At 58.1% G+C, this 22,221-nt stretch carries 25 protein-coding genes; 12 read left to right on the forward strand and 13 right to left on the reverse strand.

Annotation, left to right across the window (positions count from 1 at the left end; genetic code table 11):
• Entirely contained in the window at window positions 1-933 is a 933-nt protein-coding gene (locus tag NBV64_RS02275) for a DUF6999 family protein (protein WP_250756615.1), read from the forward strand.
• Between the two features lie 84 nt (window positions 934-1,017).
• Here NBV64_RS02275 and NBV64_RS02280 read toward each other — a convergent pair whose 3' ends face one another.
• Window positions 1,018-1,860: a branched-chain amino acid aminotransferase gene (locus NBV64_RS02280; protein ID WP_009462769.1), complete on the reverse strand. Its 843-nt coding sequence runs from the start codon at window positions 1,858-1,860 to the stop codon at window positions 1,018-1,020.
• A gap of 108 nt (window positions 1,861-1,968) precedes the next feature.
• Between NBV64_RS02280 and NBV64_RS02285 the strand changes: the two genes are divergently transcribed.
• Entirely contained in the window at window positions 1,969-2,889 is a 921-nt protein-coding gene (locus NBV64_RS02285; RefSeq protein WP_035268408.1) for a LysR family transcriptional regulator, read from the forward strand.
• Window positions 2,890-2,975: 86 nt separating this feature from the next.
• On the opposite strand, the gene NBV64_RS02290 is transcribed toward NBV64_RS02285, so the two are convergent.
• Both NBV64_RS02290 and NBV64_RS02295 read right to left on the reverse strand, forming a co-directional pair.
• Window positions 2,976-3,467: a GNAT family N-acetyltransferase gene (locus NBV64_RS02290; RefSeq protein WP_009462765.1), complete on the reverse strand. Its 492-nt coding sequence runs from the start codon at window positions 3,465-3,467 to the stop codon at window positions 2,976-2,978.
• 40 nt (window positions 3,468-3,507) lie between these two features.
• Window positions 3,508-4,611 carry a DUF418 domain-containing protein gene (locus tag NBV64_RS02295; protein WP_009462763.1) on the reverse strand — a complete coding sequence of 368 codons (1,104 nt, stop codon included), beginning with the start codon at window positions 4,609-4,611 and terminating at the stop codon, window positions 3,508-3,510.
• Window positions 4,612-4,689: 78 nt separating this feature from the next.
• On the opposite strand from NBV64_RS02295, the gene NBV64_RS02300 reads away from it, so the two are divergent.
• The 4 genes from NBV64_RS02300 to NBV64_RS02315 all read left to right on the forward strand — a co-directional run bounded on the left by NBV64_RS02300 (window position 4,690) and on the right by NBV64_RS02315 (window position 7,312).
• Window positions 4,690-5,277, forward strand: a complete 588-nt coding sequence (locus NBV64_RS02300; RefSeq protein ID WP_009462761.1) for a TetR/AcrR family transcriptional regulator — start codon at window positions 4,690-4,692, stop codon at window positions 5,275-5,277.
• 34 nt (window positions 5,278-5,311) lie between these two features.
• Entirely contained in the window at window positions 5,312-5,929 is a 618-nt protein-coding gene (locus NBV64_RS02305) for a GrpB family protein (protein ID WP_009462759.1), read from the forward strand.
• Between the two features lie 100 nt (window positions 5,930-6,029).
• On the forward strand, window positions 6,030-6,464 hold the full coding sequence (locus NBV64_RS02310) for an acetyltransferase (protein WP_250756616.1): 435 nt from the start codon (window positions 6,030-6,032) through the stop codon (window positions 6,462-6,464).
• A 77-nt stretch (window positions 6,465-6,541) separates the two neighbouring features.
• Window positions 6,542-7,312: an APH(3')-II family aminoglycoside O-phosphotransferase gene (locus tag NBV64_RS02315; RefSeq protein ID WP_250756617.1), complete on the forward strand. Its 771-nt coding sequence runs from the start codon at window positions 6,542-6,544 to the stop codon at window positions 7,310-7,312.
• Window positions 7,313-7,465: 153 nt separating this feature from the next.
• On the opposite strand, the gene NBV64_RS02320 is transcribed toward NBV64_RS02315, so the two are convergent.
• From NBV64_RS02320 to NBV64_RS02360, 9 genes are all read right to left on the reverse strand, one after another.
• Window positions 7,466-8,236 carry a 2-keto-4-pentenoate hydratase gene (locus NBV64_RS02320; RefSeq protein ID WP_250756618.1) on the reverse strand — a complete coding sequence of 257 codons (771 nt, stop codon included), beginning with the start codon at window positions 8,234-8,236 and terminating at the stop codon, window positions 7,466-7,468.
• Window positions 8,237-8,242: 6 nt separating this feature from the next.
• Complete coding sequence (locus NBV64_RS02325; protein ID WP_115635294.1) at window positions 8,243-8,908, reverse strand: aspartate/glutamate racemase family protein; 666 nt, start codon at window positions 8,906-8,908, stop codon at window positions 8,243-8,245.
• Between the two features lie 7 nt (window positions 8,909-8,915).
• Window positions 8,916-9,554 carry a flavin reductase family protein gene (locus NBV64_RS02330; RefSeq protein ID WP_009462751.1) on the reverse strand — a complete coding sequence of 213 codons (639 nt, stop codon included), beginning with the start codon at window positions 9,552-9,554 and terminating at the stop codon, window positions 8,916-8,918.
• Window position 9,555: 1 nt separating this feature from the next.
• On the reverse strand, window positions 9,556-10,818 hold the full coding sequence (gene ertE / locus NBV64_RS02335; RefSeq protein WP_009462749.1) for an N-carbamyl-l-glutamate amidohydrolase ErtE: 1,263 nt from the start codon (window positions 10,816-10,818) through the stop codon (window positions 9,556-9,558).
• Window positions 10,815-12,182 (reverse strand): hydantoin-5-propionate amidohydrolase, encoded by a 1,368-nt coding sequence (ertD, locus tag NBV64_RS02340; RefSeq protein WP_009462747.1) that lies wholly within the window; start codon window positions 12,180-12,182, stop codon window positions 10,815-10,817. Before ertD ends, ertE begins: the two co-directional genes overlap by 4 nt.
• A gap of 122 nt (window positions 12,183-12,304) precedes the next feature.
• On the reverse strand, window positions 12,305-13,813 hold the full coding sequence (locus NBV64_RS02345) for an amidohydrolase family protein (protein ID WP_009462745.1): 1,509 nt from the start codon (window positions 13,811-13,813) through the stop codon (window positions 12,305-12,307).
• A gap of 2 nt (window positions 13,814-13,815) precedes the next feature.
• On the reverse strand, window positions 13,816-14,634 hold the full coding sequence (locus NBV64_RS02350) for an ABC transporter permease (protein ID WP_021447064.1): 819 nt from the start codon (window positions 14,632-14,634) through the stop codon (window positions 13,816-13,818).
• On the reverse strand, window positions 14,634-15,395 hold the full coding sequence (locus NBV64_RS02355) for an ABC transporter ATP-binding protein (RefSeq protein ID WP_009462739.1): 762 nt from the start codon (window positions 15,393-15,395) through the stop codon (window positions 14,634-14,636). The genes NBV64_RS02350 and NBV64_RS02355 overlap by 1 nt, the downstream gene beginning before the upstream one ends.
• A gap of 67 nt (window positions 15,396-15,462) precedes the next feature.
• On the reverse strand, window positions 15,463-16,476 hold the full coding sequence (locus NBV64_RS02360; protein ID WP_009462736.1) for an ABC transporter substrate-binding protein: 1,014 nt from the start codon (window positions 16,474-16,476) through the stop codon (window positions 15,463-15,465).
• Between the two features lie 150 nt (window positions 16,477-16,626).
• On the opposite strand from NBV64_RS02360, the gene NBV64_RS02365 reads away from it, so the two are divergent.
• From NBV64_RS02365 to NBV64_RS02390, 6 genes are all read left to right on the forward strand, one after another.
• Window positions 16,627-17,535, forward strand: coding sequence for a LysR family transcriptional regulator (locus tag NBV64_RS02365; RefSeq protein WP_009462734.1), 909 nt, complete (start codon window positions 16,627-16,629; stop codon window positions 17,533-17,535).
• Between the two features lie 253 nt (window positions 17,536-17,788).
• Window positions 17,789-18,727, forward strand: a complete 939-nt coding sequence (locus NBV64_RS02370; protein WP_026484057.1) for a substrate-binding periplasmic protein — start codon at window positions 17,789-17,791, stop codon at window positions 18,725-18,727.
• Window positions 18,728-18,814: 87 nt separating this feature from the next.
• The gene (locus NBV64_RS02375) at window positions 18,815-19,546 is read left to right on the forward strand and encodes an amino acid ABC transporter ATP-binding protein (RefSeq protein WP_009462730.1); all 732 of its coding nucleotides are present in this window, start codon (window positions 18,815-18,817) and stop codon (window positions 19,544-19,546) included.
• A gap of 8 nt (window positions 19,547-19,554) precedes the next feature.
• Window positions 19,555-20,226 carry an amino acid ABC transporter permease gene (locus NBV64_RS02380; RefSeq protein WP_026484058.1) on the forward strand — a complete coding sequence of 224 codons (672 nt, stop codon included), beginning with the start codon at window positions 19,555-19,557 and terminating at the stop codon, window positions 20,224-20,226.
• Between the two features lie 12 nt (window positions 20,227-20,238).
• On the forward strand, window positions 20,239-20,907 hold the full coding sequence (locus NBV64_RS02385) for an amino acid ABC transporter permease (RefSeq protein WP_009462726.1): 669 nt from the start codon (window positions 20,239-20,241) through the stop codon (window positions 20,905-20,907).
• 14 nt (window positions 20,908-20,921) lie between these two features.
• A complete protein-coding gene (locus NBV64_RS02390; RefSeq protein WP_021447062.1) occupies window positions 20,922-21,827 on the forward strand; it encodes a dihydrodipicolinate synthase family protein in 906 nt (301 codons plus the stop codon).
• 76 nt (window positions 21,828-21,903) lie between these two features.
• Here the strand turns inward: NBV64_RS02390 and NBV64_RS02395 are convergent, their stop codons facing one another.
• The gene (locus NBV64_RS02395) at window positions 21,904-22,056 is read right to left on the reverse strand and encodes a hypothetical protein (RefSeq protein WP_250756619.1); all 153 of its coding nucleotides are present in this window, start codon (window positions 22,054-22,056) and stop codon (window positions 21,904-21,906) included.
• Window positions 22,057-22,221: the final 165 nt, after the last annotated feature.

Here is a 22,221-nt window from a genome sequence, read left to right on the forward strand (position 1 = left end):
ATGGATCAAATCCCGGATTTTTTAAGCAAGCCGCATGACCCGCAGGACCCCAATCCTTGGCGGGCCTTGTATCTGGATCGCAGCACGCCCCTGCCTGATGAAGTGAAGCAGGCCTGGCTGGCCGACTCCAGTTCGTCATCGCGCCAGTACCTGCTGCCATTCCTGCGGCCACTGGCGCGCCTGATGATTATCGTGATTCAGGTCGTTAAAACCTTTTTGCCGCGTAAATGGTCGCATTCGGGGCTGTTGCATCGCATTCTGGTCTGGGGCTTGAAGCGCTTTGTCTCGCCACAGGCCAACTGGCTGATTCTGCGTCACTTCCATTTGGGATCACAGGTGCTGGCCTTTATCGCGGCCAATTCGCCCACCCAGGTGCCGACCACGCCGCTCACCCCCATGAACATCGACGAATTGCGCGATCACACCTTTGTGAAGCACGATTTGAATCTGTTCAATTTCGTGATCCGGCTCAATCAGACCTTGCGGGACAATAATCAGGAAATCGGCCCGCCGCAGCGCGTGGATTTCTCCATGATCCAGCCCGTGCCTTTGGCGCTGGACGATATGCCGCAAGGCCCGCTGAACAAGATGGATCTGCAAAGTGCCATCGAACTGTTCACACCCCTGTACCAGTTGCTGCTGACTGATAACGACTTCTGGCGTGCGGCCAATTCCCTGCAGCTGGACGAGACTATCGGGATTTACGCGGCCAAGATTTTGCAGGCACCCGAGCATTTGATTCTGGTGAACAATGGTCACCCCTTGGTGCCCATGTCGACCTTGCGAGCAGGCTACCGCTTGGTGCTGCACGGTCTGTCTACAGAGATGCTGCATAGCTTGCTCAATCAGATGAAGCAGGCGCAAGCGCAGGCAGAGGGGGCTCAAACACCGGATTTGGGGCAGGGCGATAGTTCGATTTCTGCCGAGATGTAAAAACAAAAACGGCTCAATAATGAGCCGTTTTTCTATTGGGCACATGGCCCATTTCCAACCATGCTGTTGGCTACTTTCTGAGACTTAGTTGCGCTTGGTATAGGCCATGTACAGCTCGTGAGCACGGGTTTCAATCGGGCCGTGGGCGTAGTGGCGATCGTCAATGCGATTGCAGTGCAGGACCTTGCCGTTATTGCCGGTGCTAAATACTTCATCGGCATCCAGTACGTCTTGTGGTGTCAGGCTGGCTTCACGTACTTCAATTCCGTCGTCGCGCAGCAGCTGCATGACACGCTGGCGGGTAATGCCGTTCAGGAAGGTGCCGTTCAGCGCCGGGGTCAGGGCAACGCCGTCACGCACAATCCACAGGTTGGCAACAGCAAACTCGGCCACTTTGCCCTTGGAGTCCAGCACGATGGCGTTGTCAAAACCGCGTGCGCTGGCATCACGCAAAATACGCTGGGTGTTGGGATACAGGCAGGAGGCTTTGGCATCGGTAGGAGCCATGGACGGATCAGGGCGCAGGAATTCGCTGAAGGTCGCGCTAAAGCCGCTGTCAGCAGGCAGTGGGGATTCAAAAATATGAATGGCCAGTTGGGTGGTGGCCGGGTCGGGCAACAAGAAGCCGCCGGGTGCGAAATACAGTAGCTTGATGTAGTAGTCCGTAGTGTGAGGCAGCTTTTTCAGGCCCTCGCGCACCAGGTCCACGGTTTGCTGCGGCGTCATCACCGGCTCCATGCCCAGGGTGAGGGCAGAACGGTTCAAGCGCTCGCAGTGCAGGTCCAGATCCGGAGTATGGCCTTGAATAGAACGGGCACCGTCAAAGACCGTGGTGGCCATCCAGAACGCATGGTCGGTCGCGCCAATCAAAGGTGCGCTGGTGCTATTCCATTGACCGTTGGACCACGTGATTTCATTTTTACTCATGGGGCTTTCCTCCTGGTTTTGTTGGGGCGTAGTGGCAATTTATCTTGTCGTTGTACTATTTCCAACACACATAATAGAGAGCAAAAAACGACTTGAGGTGGTGTCAGCGTGCTATCTGATATTTACAAAACATATAACTGGACGCTGGCCGAGCTGCATGCTTTCTGCCTGATCTGTGAATGTCAGAACCTGAGTCAGGCCGCGCTGCGTATCGGGATCAGCCAGTCGGCTATTTCCCTGATGGTGCAACGTTGGCGACAGGCGCTGGGTGATCCTTTGTTTGTACGGGCGCGCTATGGTGTGGCACCCACGCAGATCGCCATTGCACTGCGTGAAAAACTGCAACCGTTGCTGGAAGAAGTGGGCATTGCCTTGACGCAAACCCAAGGCTTCATCCCTGCTCAGTCTACGCGTGTTTTCAAGGTCCATATGACGGATATCGGCCAACTGGTTTTTTTGCCGGGGCTGAACAATTTTGTCGCCAAACACGCGCCAGGTATTCGCCTGGTCATCAAGAATCTGGGCTGGGAATCGCTGGAAAGCGGTTTGAGTTCGGGCGAGATTGATCTGGCGATTGGCTCTTTGCCCATGATTAAAGGGCGAGTGCATTCGCGCGTGTTCCGCCACGAGCGTTATGTGACAGCCATGCGCAAAGGCCATCCCCTGGCCAGAAATGAGCTGGATCTGGAAGCCTTTGTGGCGGCTGATCATCTGGCCATTGATGCCACCAGCAGCGGGCATTCTCTGGTGGAAAACGCCCTGCGCTCCCTGGATATGCGGCGCAATATCAGCCTGACGATTCCCCACTATCTGGCTGCGGAGCAGATTCTGGTTAACAGTAATTATTTGCTGACCGTGCCCAATGTGGCCGTCCTGTCTTTCCAGGACCCTGCCGCCTTGTGCATTGTGCCTACGCCGCTGGCTCTGCCCAGCTTTGATGTGCGCGTACATTGGCATGAGCGCAGTCGACAGGACGAAGGCGTGCGCTGGTTGCGCACGGCCATTTCGGATTTGTTCGGGCAGCGCTAAGCCTATCTGGTGATTAGGATGCGGTTTGCACAAGGGCTGCACACGGTTTGCGAAGGCCGTCGTTCAGCACCTTGCCCATTTGGCTATCAAGCAAATTTCAGCACGGCTTCCAGCTCGTGCTCCCCATAGGTGCCGCCTGTCAGCTCAAAACCCAGTTTCGAGTAGAACGCTTCCGGGCTGCCTTCACCTCGGCTATAGCCTAGCCTAATTTCCTTGTAGCCCTGGTACTTCAGATCGTGGATCAGCAGTGCAATTGCTTTGCACCCGAAACCCAGGTTTTGGAAGGGGGCTGCAATCATGAAACGCCATAAAAAGGCACCAGGATACAGAATGCCTTCGTCGTGGTCGGCACCGATATGCAGCATGATAAAGCCCACCAGGGTGTCATCGGCGTAGATGGCACGGAACCAGGCATTCTCGGAAAAGTGCGCCTCTGCAATGGAGGTGCCATTGTCGGCAATCATGCTGCGCTGTGCGGGAGACAGGGTCTCGCTTAGCTCACATACCTCGTAGACGGTTTGCGAGTTGATGCGACGAAAAGAGACGGTGGCGTCTTTGGAAACGGTTTGTTCACTCATATGAATTCAAGGTTTCATGTTCAGCTAAAAGGCGCTCGGTTCAGGCGTGTTTGGACCCGTAGGTGATGCGTCGTAGAACCGCCTCCAGTGGGCCACGTCCCCAGCGCTGGGCGATCAGGCCTGTCAGGCTCATGGCCAGCAAAGCCAGGCCAATGGAGATCAATAGCAGTGCTGCATTGCCAAAGGAGTCAAACAGATCCAGGCCATAGCTGCTGAAAATCAGACCAGCCAGAATGCCTTGGCTGACATAGGCGCTCAGTGAATTGCGGCCCGCCTCAATCAGTACATTGGGCAAGCTGAGCCATTGTCCGCAACGCAGCAGCAGGTACAGATACACCGTTGCTAGCAAGGGCGCGCCGATGGCGATGCTGAACAGACCCGTCAGCCCCATCAGGTTCTCTTCGTTGGTCACGGAGGCGCTAAAGAAGTTGATCGCCAAAGCCAGTGGCAGGAGCCAGGGCAGGGCGCGCCCCAGCTTTTGTTGTCCGGCGCTATGGGCTTCAAAGAAGTTGCTCTTGGCCGCGGCCAAGCCCATCAGCATGGCTCCAAAGGCCAGTGGACCCTGGTACAGAAACAGGAAAACAAAGGACTCCGGCCATTCGCTGATGCGTGCCAGCGTTGCCTCGGAGAAGGCACCGCCCAAGGAGTACACCGGGGCCATGTCTTCGCTACCGGCCAGCAGATAAGCGATCAGTGCCAGGCTGACAATTTCTACCAGCACCATCAACAACGCCACCTTGATCAAGCCGCGCGGGGAGAGCTTGCGTAGCGGCCAGATCAGCACACCCAGCACCGAGTAAAGCAGCAGGATATCGCCGGTAAAAACCAGCGTCGCGTGCAAGCAACCCAGCACGGCCAGGCCGAACATGCGGCGGAAGTAGCGGCTGCTGAGGGGGACGCCAGCACGTTCGGCAGAGCGTGCCTGGATTTCTATACCCCAGCCAAAAATCAGCGAGAACAGCAGGAAGAATTTGCCCTGAAACAGAAATTCGATCAGGAAGGCAGCCATGTGGTCATAGGAGGAGGATGTGGCTGTCGGGCCACTGTCGCTCAGTGCCAGATAGGGCAGGTTCACCACACAAATACCGATCAGGGCAGCGGTGCGAATCAGGTCGATGGAGGAGTTTCGAGAAGCCGTAGACATGGATGTTTATTGATTGAGCGCTTGTTCAATGCCATAATATTGAGCGCTTGCTCAATTTGTCAATAGGGAGGGAAGGTGATGAGTGAAAAAGAAGACAGTGCCACACGAATTCGACAGGCCGCGGTTGAGGTCCTGATGGAAGTTGGTGTTCGTGCCGCCACCACTCGCATGGTGACCGAACGGGCTGGTGTGGGCCGTGGACTGTTGAACCATTACTTTCGCTGGTCCGAACTGCGGGCCGAGGCTTGGGGCGAGATCTTCGATCAGCTCATGGAATGGGAGGCTGCGCAATCTGCAGACCCTCGAGTTCTGATGGAGGACTACCTGAAGACGGCTTTTGAAGAACGCAATCGCATTTATTGGTTTTTGTGGATTGATGCCACTGATCTGGCCAAAACCGATGCAGCCCTGGCCGTAGTGACCACCCGCGTGCATAAAAGAATGCTGGAACAACTGGCCTCTTACCTGAGTCGGGGCACGGAGCAAGGTTTTTGGCAGGTACCCGATGCCCAGGGCACGGCACTGCGTTTATCTGCGATGTATGACGGCTTGGCCAATATGCTGTTGACCGATTTTACGGATCTGAGCCCTGCCCAGGCCGAGCAGCATTTGCGTCATTTATTTTTTCTGGAAACCCGGCCGATTCTGTCCGGCTCACAAGGCTGAGGGTGCAAGGTCCGTCGTATCAAGGAGAAGTTGTTTGAATAATCAGAACAAAAATGTGCCTGTACGGGCACTGGATAGAATCACCACCTTCGAGGATGGCGACCCCAATGAGAATCCCTGGGTGGCAGGCCAGCCTAAAGCAGAGCTGATCGAGGTTCAGGACTACGACGCGAACTGGCCGGTGCTGTATCAGCGCTTGAGTCAGGAAATTCAGGCGGCCCTGGGCAATAAGGCCCTGACTATTGCGCATGTGGGCTCGACCGCGGTGCTCGGTCTGCCTGCCAAGCCTGTGATTGATATTGATGTGCTGGTGGCCGACCCGGAGCAGGAAGAGGACTATGTTCCTGCGTTGAACGCCTTGGGTTATGAGTTGAGCATACGTGAGCGCTCCTGGTATCAGCACCGCATGCTGCGTCAGGAAGAGCCGCGTGTGAATCTGCATGTGTTCGGCCCGGATTGCCCTGAACATATTCGCCATATCCTGTTTCGGGACTGGCTGGGTACGCATCCCGAGGATTTGCAGCGCTATGCTCAGGCCAAAATGCAGGCTAAAGAAGGGGCTGGCAGTGTGCGGGATTACAACCAGCGAAAGCAGGCAGTAGTGCGGAATATTTATCAAAAGATTTTTGCATCGCAGGGACTGTTGTCTTGAGCCTGGCCGGTGTTCTTGTCCCGGCTGCAGCCTTGACGTACCTACCGCTGACATCAGTGTCCTGCTTGCCAGCTAACACTTTACACACAGGATGCGCCCCATGAGGATTCGTCATTCGCGCCCGGAGGACGGGCAACGTGCGGTTGAAATCTGGCGCAAGGCCGTGGATGCCACGCACGATTTTTTATCCGTGCAGGATCGTCAGGAAATTGATGTCATGGTCTGCGGTTTTCTGCTCCAGGCCAGTTTATGGTTGGCGGTGGATGAGACGGATTACCCGCTGGCTTTCATGCTGCTTGAGCAGGGCCATATGCAGGCCTTGTTTGTGGACCCGGACAGCCGGGGAACGGGCGTAGGAAAGGCTTTGGTGCTGCACGGCTTGAGCCTGCATCCCAGCATGACCACTGATGTGAATGAACAGAATGAGCAGGCTGTAGGCTTTTACGAAAAAATGGGCCTCAAGCGTATTGGACGCTCGCCCGTGGACGATCAGGGCAAGCCATACCCGCTGATTCACCTGCAGTATCAGGTCTGATGGGCATCACGGTTTGATTCGTTTGGCTTGATCCCTCCCTCCGTTTTTATCGACTGTTTTCAGCAAGGTTTTTAAGTATGAGTTTTCCTCTTGCCTGGCAAACCCGACTGGCTGCCGCCAAGGTACAACGTCAAACCATTGGGGAGTCCGGGGCTGATGTCTGGCGTCTGGACTGGCCGGATGGCTCCTGCCAGTTTGTGAAGGCGGAGGACGATCTGCCTTTGGCCGAGCTGCCCGATGAAATTGAGCGCTTGCGCTGGATGCATACGCAAGGTCTGCCTTGCCCAGAGGTGCTGGATACCTTGTTGGCGCAGGGCCGCCATTGGCTGCTGATGAGTGCTGTTCCTGGGCGCGATCTGGCCTGCACAGAGGGCTTGTCTCCCCAGCAAACCGTGGAGTTACTGGCTTCGTCCTTGCAAGGCCTGCACCGCTTGCCACTTGAAGCCTGCCCCTTCGATCATCGCCTGGAGCATCGGTTGGCCGATGCACGTGCCAGGGCGAAAGCCGGCCTGATTGATGAAGAAGATTTTGACGATGAGCGTCAGGGCATGCCGGTTCAAAGCCTGCTGGACGAGCTATATGCCAGCCGCCCAGGACAAGAAGATCTGGTGGTCACCCATGGCGATGCCTGCTTGCCCAACTTCATGGTGCATCAAGGGCAGTTCAGCGGTTTTATCGACTGCGGACGTTTGGGCGTGGCGGATCGTTATCAGGATCTGGCGCTGACGGCGCGCAGCATAGAGCGCAATTTGGGCAAGGAGTGGCTAGCGCCTTTCTTTGCTTTGTACGGCGTGGAAATGGATGCCGAGCGCATCGCTTTCTTCTGCCTGTTGGATGAGTTTTTTTAAACCCGACTGGTCGTTGTCTCTCAAGGTCAGCCACTATTGGCAAATCGGCTTTGCACGCTGCATTTCTTGGAGCAGCAGTGCAGAGCTTGTGCTGCCTGATGAGAAGCTCTGTCGGGCAAAACCAGCGCCGTTTCGGACGCTGGCGATGTGATCTTAGGCGCAGATAAAGTTCAGCTCGCCGATCCCCTGAATGGCAGCCTGAATTCGGTCGCCGGGGGCGGCATACAGCATGGGTAAACAGGTGCCCGTAATGATGACCTGCCCTTTTTGCAGCCCGCCAAGGTGGTGGCTGCCTTGATTAGCCAGCCAGATGAGCAGTCGCGTCAGCTCACCCGCCGGGTTCTGGTTCGGCCCTTGCAGCAAGGGTTGCTGCCCCACTTGCAGGCGTGCCCATTCAGGTTGTAGCAGTGCCATATCCTGCGCGGCGACGCCTTGCGGCTGATAGACCAGCGCACCGTGACTGGCCAGATCGGCCAGGGTGGATAGACGGCCTACGGAGTCACGCTGCGCAAAGCGGGATTCCACAATTTCGACGGCTACACAGATCTGGCTGACCGCCTGCCAGATTTGTTCCATGGAATACGGTGCCTGGCCGGGCGGTAAGTCCTGACCCAGAACCAGGCCGATTTCCACTTCTATGCCGCGCAAGGACAGCTCCTTGCTGGATGGTACATCCGGGCTGGCGTAACGAGAACGCTGGGGCAGGGGGGCGCAGGTGGGCGGGGCCACGCTATTGGCCGCGCCGACTTTCCAGCCTCCTATGGGGCCCAGGGTTTCCATTTGCACGGCCTGGACGCGATAGGCCTGATCAAAAGACACAGGTCGCAGCGCGTCGGGCCAGTCTTCGATGGGACGGTGTTCTTGGCGGGCCTGGAGCAGACGTTGTGCCGTCGCCAGGCAGTCGGTTTGCAGTGTGGTGCTCATCAAGGCTTACCAGCCTAATAAGCAACGGCCCAAGGCCACCGCAACGGTGGCCTGCGTGGGCTCCACGACGGCAATGCCCAAAGCCTGTTCCAGCGCCTCGCGCTGATTGGCCATGCCAGCGCAACCCAGCACCACCACATCAGAACCGTGCTCATCGCGCAGGCGCTGGCCGACTTCTGTCAGACGTTGCAGGGCTTTTTTCTCGTCAGCCAGCTCCGACACGCCCATATTGATAGCCAGGTCGGCGGCCAGGCGATCAGTCACCCCCATTGCACCAAAGTAGCGCAGGTGACGCGGGATAGAGGCCTGCAAAATGGACAGCACCCCAAAACGCTGGCCCAGTGACAAGGCAGTCAGCACGCCGGTTTCGGCAATGCCCAATACAGGCACATCCACTGCTTCGCGCAAGGTGTACAGGCCGGGGTCGCTAAAGCAGGCCACCACATAAGCAGCGGCGTCTTCTTTGACGCTCAGGGCCTGGGCGCGCAAGTGAGGGATCAGGGTGTCAATATCGGTCTGGCTTTGTACACCCGCCGGGCCTTGGGGCAGGCGCAGGCAGGAGATGGCCGGGCCATCGGCCAGACGCAGAGGCTGGACAGCACGGTCCAGGCCATCCGTTACGATCTGGCTGGAATTGGGGTTCAGAACGTAGATATGAGGACGACGGTTCATGATGTTTTTATGTTTGGGTGGGCGGTAGCCCGTTTTGGTGGCTTAGTTTTTCTGACTGAAAGCGGCCTTGCAGGCCGACATACCAGTCAGAACCATGCATGCGTCCGATTGGGTCGTAAGCATCGATATCAATGCGCCCTTCAGGTGTCAGGATGGCGTCGTCGCAGTGCAAATGCAGGATTTCGCCAATGACGATATGGCGTAGCGGGCCCAGGTCCAGCGCGGTGTGCAAGCGGCATTCAAACTGCACTGGGCATTGGGCGATACGGGGCGGCTGCACTTGCACGCTGGGGGCCAGATCCAGGCCCGCCTGCAGGTGCTCGGCCTGACCGGTCGGGTAAGCAATGCCGCAGATGTTCATGGCGCGTGCCATCTTGGCGCTGATCAGGTTCACCACAAACTGGCCGGTGGCCAGGAGATTGCGGGTGGTGTCTTTCAGACCATCGGCAGAGTGCGCATCGTTTTCCAGGCCCAGTGCCAGTACGGCAGGCTCCGAGCCCATCACATTGAAAAAACTGAACGGGGCCGTGTTCACGCGCCCCTGCTGGTCACAGGTCGTGACCAGGGCAATGGGGCGCGGCAACACGGTGTTGACCAACAAGCGGTAGCGTTCGCGTTCGCCAAGCTGATCACAGGACCAGTCCATGTCAGCTCTCCAGGCTCTGGTCCAACATGACAACGGTCTGATACAGAACCCGCGTACCGTCCAGAAGCTGCTCGGACGTAATGGATTCTTCAGGGCAATGGCTGCGACCATTCAGGCAGGGAATGAAGATCATGCCCATGGGGCCGCTGGGTGCCATGTAAACCGCATCATGACCGGCGCCGCTAGGCATGACCATGCTCGGGTATCCCAAAGCGCTGGCAGCCTGCTCGATGATGCTCATCACCTCGGGCGTGCAGTCCGTGGGTTTGGCCAGGCTGACTTGCGCCGCGTCCAGACCCAGGCCCATGGCCTCGATTTCCGGGCGCAACTGGGCCAGCAGTTCCTCAGTGAAGTTCTGCATCAGCTCCTGGCGGTCGCTGCGTACTTCCACCATCATTTCTACGCGTCCGGGAACGGCATTGGAGGCGTTGGGTGTCAGGTTCAGGTTGCCAATGGTGGCGACCAGATAGTCTGGTCCCCCCAGAGCCCGGCGGGCCTTGCGGTCCACTTCACTGATGATCAGGCTGGCACCGACCAGGGCATCACGACGTATGTCCATGGGTGTGGTGCCTGCATGGTCCGGGCGACCTGTGATGATGATGCGGTGGCGGCAAATACCCACGATATTGCTGACCACGCCGATAGGCAGATTGCGCGATTCCAGTACCGGGCCTTGTTCGATATGCAACTCGACAAAGGCGGCGGTATCACCGGGCGCACGACGGGCCTGGGCCAGTTCCTCGGGGCGGCCACCGACGCGGGCAATGCCTTGCGCCAGCGTTTCGCCCTGCGGATTGCGTTCGGCCAGCATGGCGTCGGACAAGACCCCGCCCATGGCGCGGCTGCCTACGCAGGACACGCCATAGTCGCTAGGCTCCTCAGAAAGAAAATCCACCACTTCAAAAGGGTGGTCCAGCTGGATGTTCTGCTCGTTCAGGCAGCGGGCCACTTCCAGCCCGGCCAGCACGCCGATGATGCCGTCGTAGCGTCCGCCATACATCACGGTGTCGCAGTGCGAGCCAGTCGTAATCGGTGCCAGTCCGGGCTTGCGCCCTTCGCGCCGACCAATCAGATTGCCCGCGGCATCCATGCGTACGGTCAGGCCCGCTTCCTCGAACTGCTTCAGCAACCACTGACGCGATTGCAGAAACAGATCGGAGAAGGCGCGGCGGGTCCAGGGCTGGTCGGGTAGCGTGAACGCGGCCAGCTCCTGGGTGCTGCGCCACAGGCGCTCCTGATTCAACAAGGGCATGGCCAGGCTCATGACAATTCGCCTGCCTTGTGCGGACGGATGAACTGACCGTCGCCCGCAGCGTTACGCACGGTTTTGCCGTCCCAGGCCAGTTGGCCGCGCACATAGGTGGCTTCCACACGCACTTGGAACTCGCGGTCCTCGAAGGAGCTCCAGGTGACGGCGGACAGGCTGGTGGACGGGTCAAAACGGTAGGTTTCGGGTTTGACGATCACGATGTCGGCATCTGCACCCACATTCAGCGAACCCTTGCGGTGTTCCAGCAGGAAGTGTTGGGCAGGGCCCCAGCACAATTGCTTGACGACCATAGTGGGGGAAATGCCGTGTTCGGCGCAGCCTGTCCAGAAGGCGGGCAGCAGCGTTTCCAGACCAGGACCACCAGAGGAGTTCTGGAACACATTGTCAAACTGCTTGCGCTCCAGGCCCCAGCTGACGTGGTCGGAGGACACGAAGGTACATTCGTCGTTGGCAATGTGGGTCCAGAGCAGATCCATTTCCGCCTTGGGGCGAATGGGAGGGTAGTGCTTGGTCTTGGCACCGAAGCGGCGGGTGTGTTCTTCGTGGTTCAGCATCAGGTATTGCACGCAGGTTTCAATCGACGCTTTGTGACCTGCCTGACGGTACATATTGCAGATTTCAAACCCGCGCGACAGAGATACGTGCACGGCGTGGGCGCGGGCACCGGTCTGGGCACCGATTTCATAAATGGCACTGGTGGCCAGGTTTTCGATCAAAGGGGTGTGAGCGCGCAAGAAGGCGTCCCAACCCGTATCACCTGCTTCGACCATGCGCTTGATGTTCTTGCGTGTCAGTTCCTGGTCCTGGTTGTGCACACCGCAGGCCAGGCCGGAGGGGGCAATCAGGCGGAAGGCTTCCATCAGGATGTCTTCTTCCACGCGCGGAAAGCGGTTGGGGCTGGCTTCAAAGGTAGAGAATTTGAAACCGCAAACGCCGCCTTCAATCAGGCCAGCGGCTGCTTCCAGACCGTGCTGGTCGTTCAATGTGCCGTAGCAGGCCACGTCCACGTGGCAATCGCTTTCAATGCGGGCAATCTTGTCTTCCAGCTGCGGGCGGGAGGCAACGGGTTCGGGATCGTCGTATGGCATTTCCACCATGGTGGTCACGCCACCGGCGGCCGCCGCACGCGAGGCCCAACCCAGACCTTCCTGATTGGCCTGGCTACCAGAGTGCACCTGACCGTCCAGCACGCCGGGCATGACCCACATGCCACGCGCATCCACATGTTCACGGGCCGAAGGAGCCGCGCCAACACCGCGGGCTGCTACTCGGCCTTCGCGGACGGCCACCCAGCCGTCAGTGATGATGCGGTCGCGTTCAACAATATTTCCTCGTACTACCAGATCAAAGTCGCTCATTATCTTCCTCCTTGGATGGCTCGGGCCCGCGCATCTCGCTTGCCCGCAATCGTGTTCGTTTCCATGATTGAAGCAAATCCAGTCATGAATGTCGTATGCCTATTTATCAGTAAAACATAACGTCATGTTAAGTCTTGCTTGGAGTGCGCCCAGCGCTGCACGTGATAGCGGTCGTGGCCCAGGCACAGGCAGAACGAACCTACGGCTTTGGCCAGTTTTTCCGTGATGTGGCGCTTGTCGTAGGTATTGCGTGTGATGCGTTCCTGGGCCTGCTCCACTTGTTGGCGCAGGCGAGGCATATTCACTTGTGTTAACTGTCGGTCGCGCACGGCAAACTGGCCGTCGACCATCACATGGCGCAGCGCCAGCCCGTCTTCCAGATGCACCAGCTGATTGACCGTGTTGTTATGCGGAATCCAGTTGATATGGGCCAGATCCAGAAACACGATGTCGGCCTTTCGACCTGGTTCCAGACGTCCCAACTGCTCGCCCATGCCCAGGCAGCGGGCGCTGCCTTCGGTGGCGGCGTACAGCGCTTGTTCGGTTGTGACCCAGCGTTCTGTATCCGGGCCGCGCACCTTGGACGAGAAGGAGGCCAGACGCATGGCCTCATACATATTCTGGTTATCGCCACTATTGGAGCCGTCCGTGCCCAGGCCCACGGTAATGCCGCGTTCCAGCATGGAGTTCACATCGGCAATCCCATTACCTAAACGCATATTGCTGCCGGGGTTGTGGGCTACCATGGCACCGCGTTCGGCCAGAATGTCCAGGTCGCGCTCGTCCAGCCAGATGGCGTGTGCCAGGGTGAAACGGGGCGAGATCAGGCCCAGCTTGTCCAGATGCTGAACAATGGTGGTGCCATAGCGTTTCATGCCGGTCAGGGCTTGCACATAGGACTCGCCAACGTGGCTGTGCAGGCCGATATTGCGCTCCGCGCTGATTTCACCGCAGCTTTGCAGGAACTCGTCCGAGCACAGCATGGGAATGGTCGGGGCCAAGGCCACGCGAATGCGGTCGGGGTTGTGCTGCTGATCCAGGAAGTCCGTCAGGCCTGATAGCGTGGCCCGGAACGACTGCGGTGCCAGTTGGGCCACAAACTTTTGCAGCTCTTCCGGTAGGGCTTCGATCAGGCCGGGGACGGACTGGTAAAAGGACAGGTCCGCCATCATGGGCGCTACCGTGGCTCGCATACCGGCATCCACATAGGCTTGGGCGACCGCATTCATGCCTTCCGCTGTGGGTACCGGGACTTCGGAGTACAGGTCGTAGCTGGCGGTACAGCCTTTGAGCAGCATTTCTGCCGCGTTCAACTGAGTGCTCAGGTATTTGTCTTCCAGATGGCGGTCGCCATTGATCCAGGGGCCGGCTGTCAATAGCAGTTCCAGCGACCAGCGATCCCCCATGGCCTTGGCATAGGTGCCGTGGCCGTGGGTGTGGGCGTTGATCAGGCCGGGGTGCAGCAGTTGGTCATCCGCTTGCACCACCGTGGCTTCAGACGGCGCGGGCAGGCCGGGCGGGCCCATGGCTTCGATCTCGCCATTCTTGATCAGAATGTCCAGAGGTTCGGCCTTGGCTTGGGCGTGGGCCAGCACCAGGCCCCCACGGATGACGGTATAACTTGATGTCATGATCAGCTCCGATTGTCCTTGATTGCCCAAGGGAACAGGATGCGTTCGGCGGCAGAAATCACCTGGAAGAACACAATGCCCAGCACGGACAAGATCGCCATGGCGCCGAAGGCAACCGGTGTCTTGAAGAAGGCTGTAGAGGTGGTGATCAAGTAGCCCAGACCTTGGTCAGCGGCTACAAATTCACCGACTACAGCACCCACCACGGACAAGGTGATGGCCACTTTCAGGCCCGAGAAAATAAAGGGCACGGCAAAGGGCAGGCGAATGCGGAAAAACTCTTGCAAGCGGGTGGCGCGGCAGGCACGGACCAGCTCGATCAGCTCGGGCGGGGCCGCCAGCAGGCCGGAGGTCATGGAGATCACCAGCGGGAAGAAGGCCACCAGAAAAGTCACCACGACGCGTGGCAGCTCAGTGGGTCCAAAGATAATGACCAGAATCGGAGCCAGGGCCACCTTGGGGATGGACTGGGTCAGGATCAGCAGCGGGTAGATGGCCTGCTCGAAAAAGCGCGAGTAGGTAATCAGCACGGCCAGCGGAAAGCTGATCACAATCGACAGCAAAAAGCCCAGCATGATGGTGCGCGTGGACACCAGCGTGTGCATCAGCATGGCCTCTTTCATTTGCATGGAATCGGCCCAGATGCGCGAGGGGGCAGGCACCAGGTATTCAGGGATATCAAACAGGCGGCTGGCCAGCTCCCACAGGATGACCACGGCAATCAGGGTGATGGCCGGGACGGTAATTTCATTGAAATCGCGCAGGCGCAGTCGTCGCTTGCGCACGGGCGCGGCGCCCAGGGTTTGAGTTTGCTCGCTCATCAAGCCACCTCGTGTTGGAAAATGAGTTCACGGACGGCAGCGGCACAGCGCGTAAATTCGGGCGTGCCCACCAGAGAAAAGTCGCGTTCGCGGGGCAGGTTTACATCCAGAATTTCGGTAATCTGGCCGGGGCGCGGCGACATCACCACAATGCGGTGACCCAGCATGACGGCTTCGGAAATCGAGTGCGTCACAAACACAATGGTTTTGGGGTCTTCGTACCAAAGCCGCAGCAGTTCCAGCGTCATGGTTTCGCGGGTCAGCGCGTCCAGGGCGCCGAACGGCTCATCCATCAGCACCACTTTGGGGTTGTGAACCAGTGCGCGGCAAATGGCCACGCGTTGCTGCATGCCGCCCGACAATTGCTTGGGGTGGTGGTGCAGAAAATTGCCCAGCCCGGCGGTAGTGAGCAGACGCGTGGCGCGGCTGCGGGCCTGATCGTCCAGACGACCCATGATGCTCGATGGCAAGAGGGTGTTGTCCAGAATATTGGCCCACGGCACCAGCGTCGGGGCCTGGAACACGATGCCGGTGTCCTGACGGGGGTGGGCAACGATTTCATCATCAATGCTGACGGTGCCGGTGGTGGGCATCAGCAAGCCGGCGATCAGGCGTAGCAGCGTGGATTTCCCACAGCCCGAAGCGCCGACAATGGCAATGATTTCGTTGTCCTGGATGTCCAGATTGATTTGTTTCAGCGCCTGAGTCTCTCGCTCGGTATTACGACCGTAGATCAGGTTGACGTCTTGAATGCGTATCACAATGCGCTCCTAGGCGCGCGCCGGCCCGCCTGGGCCAAGCCGGAGCACGCGCGAAAATCAGTTCAGCTCAGGGCTTGGCCGTGCCGTTGGCCTTGACGATGAACTGGGTGTCGTAGGCTTGGTGATAGTCCCAGGCGGGATCCAGGCTTTGGGCTTCTGCAACGGCCTCGTAGGTGTTTTTCATGCGGCCTTCTTCCAGGCTGCCTACTCCGTGCTCGGCACTGAAATCGGTGTAGATGTAGCCCAGCACCGCGTTCAGGTTGCCCATGCAGTCATCAAGGTCGATTTCCGGATTGGCCTTTACGTGGGCCTGACAAGCCGTGTCCGGGTCCTTGCGGGCGGCTTCCCAGGCTTCGATGGTGGCGTCCAGGAAGTTCTGCACCATTTGTGGGCGCTCGGTCAGTGTCTTGTCGGTGGCGAATACGGACAGGGCGTAGATGTTGAAGCCCTGGTCGCTAAAGGGCAGCACCACGATTTCCTTGCCAAAACGCTTGGCCTGCTTGTTCTGGTAGTAGTAGTTGGTGGCCAGGAAAGGAGCGGCGTCCACTTTGCCGTTGATCAGCAGCGGTGCCATGGAGGAGCCGTCAACGGTCACCCACTGAATCTTGTCGGGATCGGTGTTGGCCTTGCGCGCCACCATGGGGAAGTAAAGCTTGTGGCTGTTACCGGGCGAGACGGCAATTTTCTTGCCTTCCAGGCCGGAGAAATCGGTAATACCCGAGTCTTTGCGCACAAACAGGGAATGGGCCGAGTGCGAGAAGGTGGAAGCAATGGCCTTGATGGGAGTCTGGCTGTTCTGACGAGAGGTCAGAATGGCGGAAATATCGGCCAAGCCAATATCGGCCGCGCCGCCAGCCACTTTCAGAACTGTGTCACCCGAACCGGTGCCACGGGTAATCTTCAGGTTGATGCCGTGTTTCTCGTAAATCCCGTTGGCAATGCCGGAGTAATACGGGGCATAGTCGCCGGTGGGGATGAAGTCCAGCATGAGATGAACGTTGTCAGCGGCGTGGGCGGCGGGCGCAGCGGCGGCCAGTCCCAAGCCCAGCACCGCCAGGGTGCGAGCAAGCAGGGTTTGCATGATTTTGTCTCCGTGTCGTAGTTATGAAGCCGCTCTGTAAGCCCGTTGCGATCAAGGCGCGCCGGGATGGCAGCTTGAAAAAATTGAAACATAGGCAAATCAAAATGTCTTATGCTTATTTGTGCTCGAAACATAAGGCTACGTTAAGGGATGCTGCTCAATCTTCGTCAAATCGAGGTTTTTCGCGCGATCATGCTGACCGGTTCCATCAGCAAGGCGGCGCAATTGCTGAACGTGTCGCAACCGGCCATCAGCCGCCTGCTGTCCTATACCGAATCGCGTATTGGTCTGGTGCTGTTCGAGCGTATCAAGGGGCGTCTGTACCCCACGCCCGAGGCGCGTCGGCTCTATCAGGAGGTGGAGCAGGTTCATAACAGCGTGCAGCGGGTAAACGAGGTGGCCACCGACCTGATCGAAAAGCGCCACGGCAGCTTGCACATTGCCGTCAGCCCCAGTCTGGGCCAGACCTTGATCCCCATGGCGGTGACGCGTTTTCGCCAGGCATTCCCGGACGTGAAGGTGTATGTGCGCACGCTGATTTCCAGTGATCTGGTACAGGCTTTGGTCACCCAGCAGGCCGAGGTCGGTGTGGCTATCGTGCCGCTGACGCATCCCAGCTTGCATGCCCAATCCATTTATGAAAACCATCTGGTGGCGGTGTTGCCAGCCAGTCATCCGCTGGCCGACAAGCAGGAACTGGACGCCAGCGATCTGGAAGGGCTGGACCTGATTGGTTATGGCAATGACACTCCTTATGGCCAGATGGTGCAGCAGTTATTTGGTAACCGTCCTGGTGTGCCGCAACTGGCGGTAGAAGTGCGTTTGACGCATATTGCCTGTGCCATGGTGCAGGCTGGAGCCGGGATTGCAATTGTGGACGAGCTGGCCGTGGCAGGCCGGGTCTGGCCGGATGTGGTGGTACGCCCCATTAATCCGCGCACCACCATGCCTTTGCACATGCTGCATTCCAATGTGGTACCGGTGTCGCAATTGGCGCACGACTTCATGGAAGTGGTGATTTCCACAGCCTCCCGAGGCATGCGGGCAGGCTGGGCCTGAGTGATTCATCCATAAATAAACCATCCCCCCACGCTGCGCCTTCGCTTGGCGGCCTCTCCAGGGGGGGACTTACCCTTATCACGGGAAGCTGTCGGGAAATGTGCGTGTTCGCGTATTGCGCCGCGTATAAGGGGTACGGGTATTTGCTTAACCCTGTGTTATGAAGGGTTAATAAAAAAGCATATGACATCAAGGTTTTGCCAATCCTAGAATTAAAGCACTACAAACAGAAAATGGATGGCAAGGAGACCTTATGCAAGGCGTATACACAATCGCCCCGTTGGCTGCGGCTGTATCCCGCAAAAACACCCTGTCCCGCTGGGGACGTGTCAGCAGCAAAGCTGGCTTGATGCTGGCCACATTGGCTGCCGGCGTGGCCTTGAGCCTGCCCGCTCATGCGGTCAACCCCAATCAGGGCAAGATGTTCAAGGTGGCTGCAGACGTGGGCCTGGTTCCGTTTTTCATGCGCGGCACCGATGGCAAGCTGGATGGCTTTTCCAATGATCTGACCCAGGAAGTGGCCCGACGCATGGGTTACGAGGGGGCGGAGGTCATCGACACCCCGTTTTCCGCTATTTTTGCGGGCTTGTTTTCCAGTCGTTACGACATGGTGGCGGCTCCCACCAACACCACACGTGAACGTGCGGAGCAAATGCTGTTTGCCGAGCCGTATATGGCGGGCGGCCTGAGCTTTCTGGCTAAAAAGGGCGCGACCGTCAATGCGCTGGAAGACCTGAAAGGCAAGACCATTGCGGTCAATAACGGCAGCTTCTCGGACCGTTGGTTGCAGGACAATCAGGAAAAATACGGCTACAAGATCCAGCGCTTCAACAAGAACACGGATGCTGTGCAGGCCGTGGCTATTGGTCGCGCCTTTGCCAATATGTCCGAGACTCCTTTGGCACGCTATATCGCCACCCAGACCCCCGCACTGGCCCCGGTCTACGACATGACCACCGAGGCTAACTACGCCTTTGCCTTCCGCAAGGACGACACGGCCCTGCGTAATCGCGTGGATGAAGTGCTGGAATGCATGAAGCAGGACGGCTCTCTGTCCAAGCTGCATGTGAAGTGGTTCGGTACAGAACCCAATGCTGGTACGGCCATGACGGTGATTTTCCCCGGCTATGGCGTGCCCGACTTCCCTGGCTACGAGCCCACCGAGCACACCCCCGACTGCTCCCGTCCTTAAAAGCGCCTTCGCGCTGTTTCTCTAGCTATATGGCCCTGCAGGGGCCGGTCCCCGCCTGCCCGACTGGCAGGCGGTCAAGGAGCGACCATGAGTGAAATTGTCCGCATCCAGGGCTTGCGCAAATCGTTTGGGCAGGCCGAAATTCTTAAAGGCATAGACCTGAGCGTCAACACCGGCGAAGTTGTCGTGATGATTGGCGGCTCGGGCTCGGGCAAAAGTACCTGTCTGCGCTGCATCAACCGTCTGGAAACCCCGACCAGCGGCACGATTGTGGTGGCTGGCAGTGATGTGACCTGTCCGCGCACCGACCTGAACCAGGTGCGCCAGAACATAGGCATGGTGTTTCAGGGCATACACCTGTACCCGCATATGACGGCGCTAGGCAATGTGATGCTGGCGCTGCGCAAGGTGAAAAAAGTGCCCAAGGCGCAGGCCGAAGAGCAGGCCCGCCATCATCTGGAACAGGTGGGTCTGGCCCAGCGTATCGAACACTATCCCAGCCAGTTGTCCGGCGGCCAGCAGCAGCGGGTGGGCATTGCCCGCGCGCTGGCGCTGGAGCCCAAAGTCATGCTGTTTGACGAGCCTACCTCGGGTCTGGACCCGGAGCTGGTCGGTGAAGTGCTGAACGTGATGAAACGCACCCGCGATGCGGGCATGACCATGGTGATTGTCACGCACGAAATGCAGTTTGCCCGCGAAGTAGGGGACCGCATTGTGTTCATGGACCAGGGCGTGATTCTGGATCAGGGCAGTCCCGATGAGATTCTGTGTAAGCCGCGTCACAAGCGTATTCAGGATTTTCTGAGTCGCATGAACTGAGGCTGGCCATGGATCAGATAATTTATTACTTCTTTAACTGGACGCTGATCAGCCCCTATTTGCCCGAGATCATGCAGGGCTTTTGGGTCACGCTGCAAATGGCCGTGATGACCGTGGTTCTGGGCACTGTCCTGGGCCTGGGTCTGGCCGTGTTGCGTTGCTACGGCTGGCGCCCCGTCAATATCTTGATGACCTTGTATGTGGACGTGTTCCGTGCGATTCCGCAGCTGGTCATTATTGTGCTGGTGTTCTTCGCTTTGCCGTCCCTGGGGATTGTGATTGAACCCGTTCCTGCCACCGTTCTGGCCTTGAGCCTGGTGTTGTCTGCCTTTGCAGAAGAAATCTTCTGGTCTGGCATTGCTTCAGTGCCCACGGGTCAGTGGGAAGCGGGCCGTTCCACCGGCATGGGTTTCAGTCAGACGCTGTTTGCCATCATCCTGCCGCAAGCCGTGCGCCTGGCGATTCCACCACTGACCAATCGCGCTATCGGAATTACCAAAGGCACCACGCTGGGTTCGGTGATTGCCGTGCCTGAGCTGCTTAATGTGTCCAGCAATATCCAGTCCAACATCGCCAACCCCACCGCCTTTACGGCCGGGGCCATTTTGTTCTGCCTGATTTTCTTCCCCTTCGTTCATCTGACGAGGGTGCTGGAACGGCGCTATGCGATCAAGTCGTAGGAGTGACGCGCTATGGAACTGATCGATACTTTTCTGAACCCGAAGATTCTTGCCGCCAGCTGGCCCTTGCTGCTTCAGGGCTTGTGGCTGACGGTCAAGCTCTCGGTGATCATCGTGCCGCTGGCTGCCTTGCTGGGTCTGGTGATTGCCTGCCTGCATTATCAGCAACATCGCTGGCTGAACCGCCTGATTCTGCTGTACGTGGATTTCTTCCGTGCCTTCCCGCCTTTGGTGCTGCTGATCTTCATTTACTACGGCCTGCCTTTTTTGGGCCTGCCCTTGAATGAGTTTTCCGCCACGGTGCTGGCGCTGGTTTTGAACAGCAGTGGTTACTTCGCGGAGATTTTCCGTGCCGGGTTGGAGTCGGTGTCCCCCGGACAGAACGAGGCGGCGCGCTCCACGGGTTTGAACGCCCGTCAGGCCATGGCCTATGTGGTTGTGCCCCAAGGTGTGCGCAATGTAATTCCGGATCTGGCCAGCAACACGCTGGAAGCCATCAAGCAGACTTCGATTGCTTCGGCTGTGGCCTTGCCTGAACTGCTGCGTTCGGCCCAGATCGTGCAGGGCGAGACCTATAGCCAGACCCCGCTGGTGGCCGCTGCGCTGATTTACTTCATTCTTCTCTGGCCCTTGGTACGCATGATTTCGCGTATGCAAAAGCCATTTGTTATTCCACGTTGAGCCTAAGCGTAATTATGAAAAATAAAGGTGTCTTTTCCATTTGCCCCACTCCCTTCAAACCGGGTGGTGAGTTGGATTTGCAAAGCCTGGTCAGTCTGGTGAATTTCCAGCTGGAAGCCGGTATTCACGGCTTGGCGATTTTGGGAGTGATGGGTGAACTGCACAAGCTCAGTACCTTTGAGCGTCGGCGTGTCATTGAAACCGTCGTGGCGGCAGTGCGCGGTGCGGTGCCGGTCTGGGTGGGAGTGCGGGCCATGGGAACGGCAGCGGCGGTGGAGCAGGCTCGCAGCGCTGAAGATCTGGGGGCCGATGCGATTTTTGTCGCTCCCTTGGCGGGGGCGGATGACGATATGCAGGTGTCCTTTTACCGCCAGATTGTGCAGGCTATTCGTTTGCCGGTGGTCATTCACGACTTCCCGGAACTGTTCGCCGCCCGCATCAGTCCGGCCTTGGCTGTGCGTTTGAAGGCAGAGGCGGGTGTGTCCATTCTGAATTCCGAAGACCCACCCGTCGGACAGAAGATTACCGCTGTGCGGGGTCTGTCTGGCGATGCCTTGCCGATCTTGAGTGGCCTGGGTGGCATGCATTTTCTGGAAGAGCTGCAACGGGGGGCCGATGGCGTGGTCACCGGCTTCTCCTTCCCGGAGATTCTGCTCAAGGTCTATGCCTTGCACCGTCAGGGCGAACAGGAGGAAGCCGCCCGTGTGTTTGACCGTTATTGTTCGCTGATTCGTTACGAGTTTCAGCCTTTGGTGGCGCTGGCCTTGCGCAAGTATTCCTATATGCGCCGTGGCATCATCGCCTGCGATGCGACGCGTGATCCGGCGACGGCTCTGGACCATATCAGCCGGGACGAGTTTGAGGCTGTGGTGCGCCGTGTGGGTCTGGACTTGTCTGCAACGGGTGTGCAAACCGTTTAAACCTTGCTGTTCTTGAGTAACTGCTGCATTTGTTGGATTTGCCGGGTAAATAACGTCTGGGGGGCCCCTGCGTTATTTAGCCGGTTTTTTTGCTTGCGCTTCTTTCTTCTTCTTCTTCTTCTTCTTCTTCTTCTTCTTCTTCTTCTTCGGTTTCCTGAGAGTTGGGGAGTGGCGCTGTTTGTGTGCAGAGCAGGAGGTTTTTGAGACAAGGAGCGCAGAGAGCCTGCATGTTTAGATAGTGTCTCGTGAAAACGCCGGTCTGGGCCGGGGGCCGTCCTCCGGGCTTGGCTCCTTGCCGGTGCTGCGCACCGGTGCCCTGGTCAGGCTTGCTATTCGGGCGCGTCCTGAACTCGCGAAAGTGCCTTGTCCCCCGGACAAGGCACAAGCATTTCGC

This window comes from Alcaligenes sp. DN25 (genome assembly GCF_023674485.1).
GTDB classification, from domain to species: domain Bacteria; phylum Pseudomonadota; class Gammaproteobacteria; order Burkholderiales; family Burkholderiaceae_B; genus Alcaligenes; species Alcaligenes phenolicus.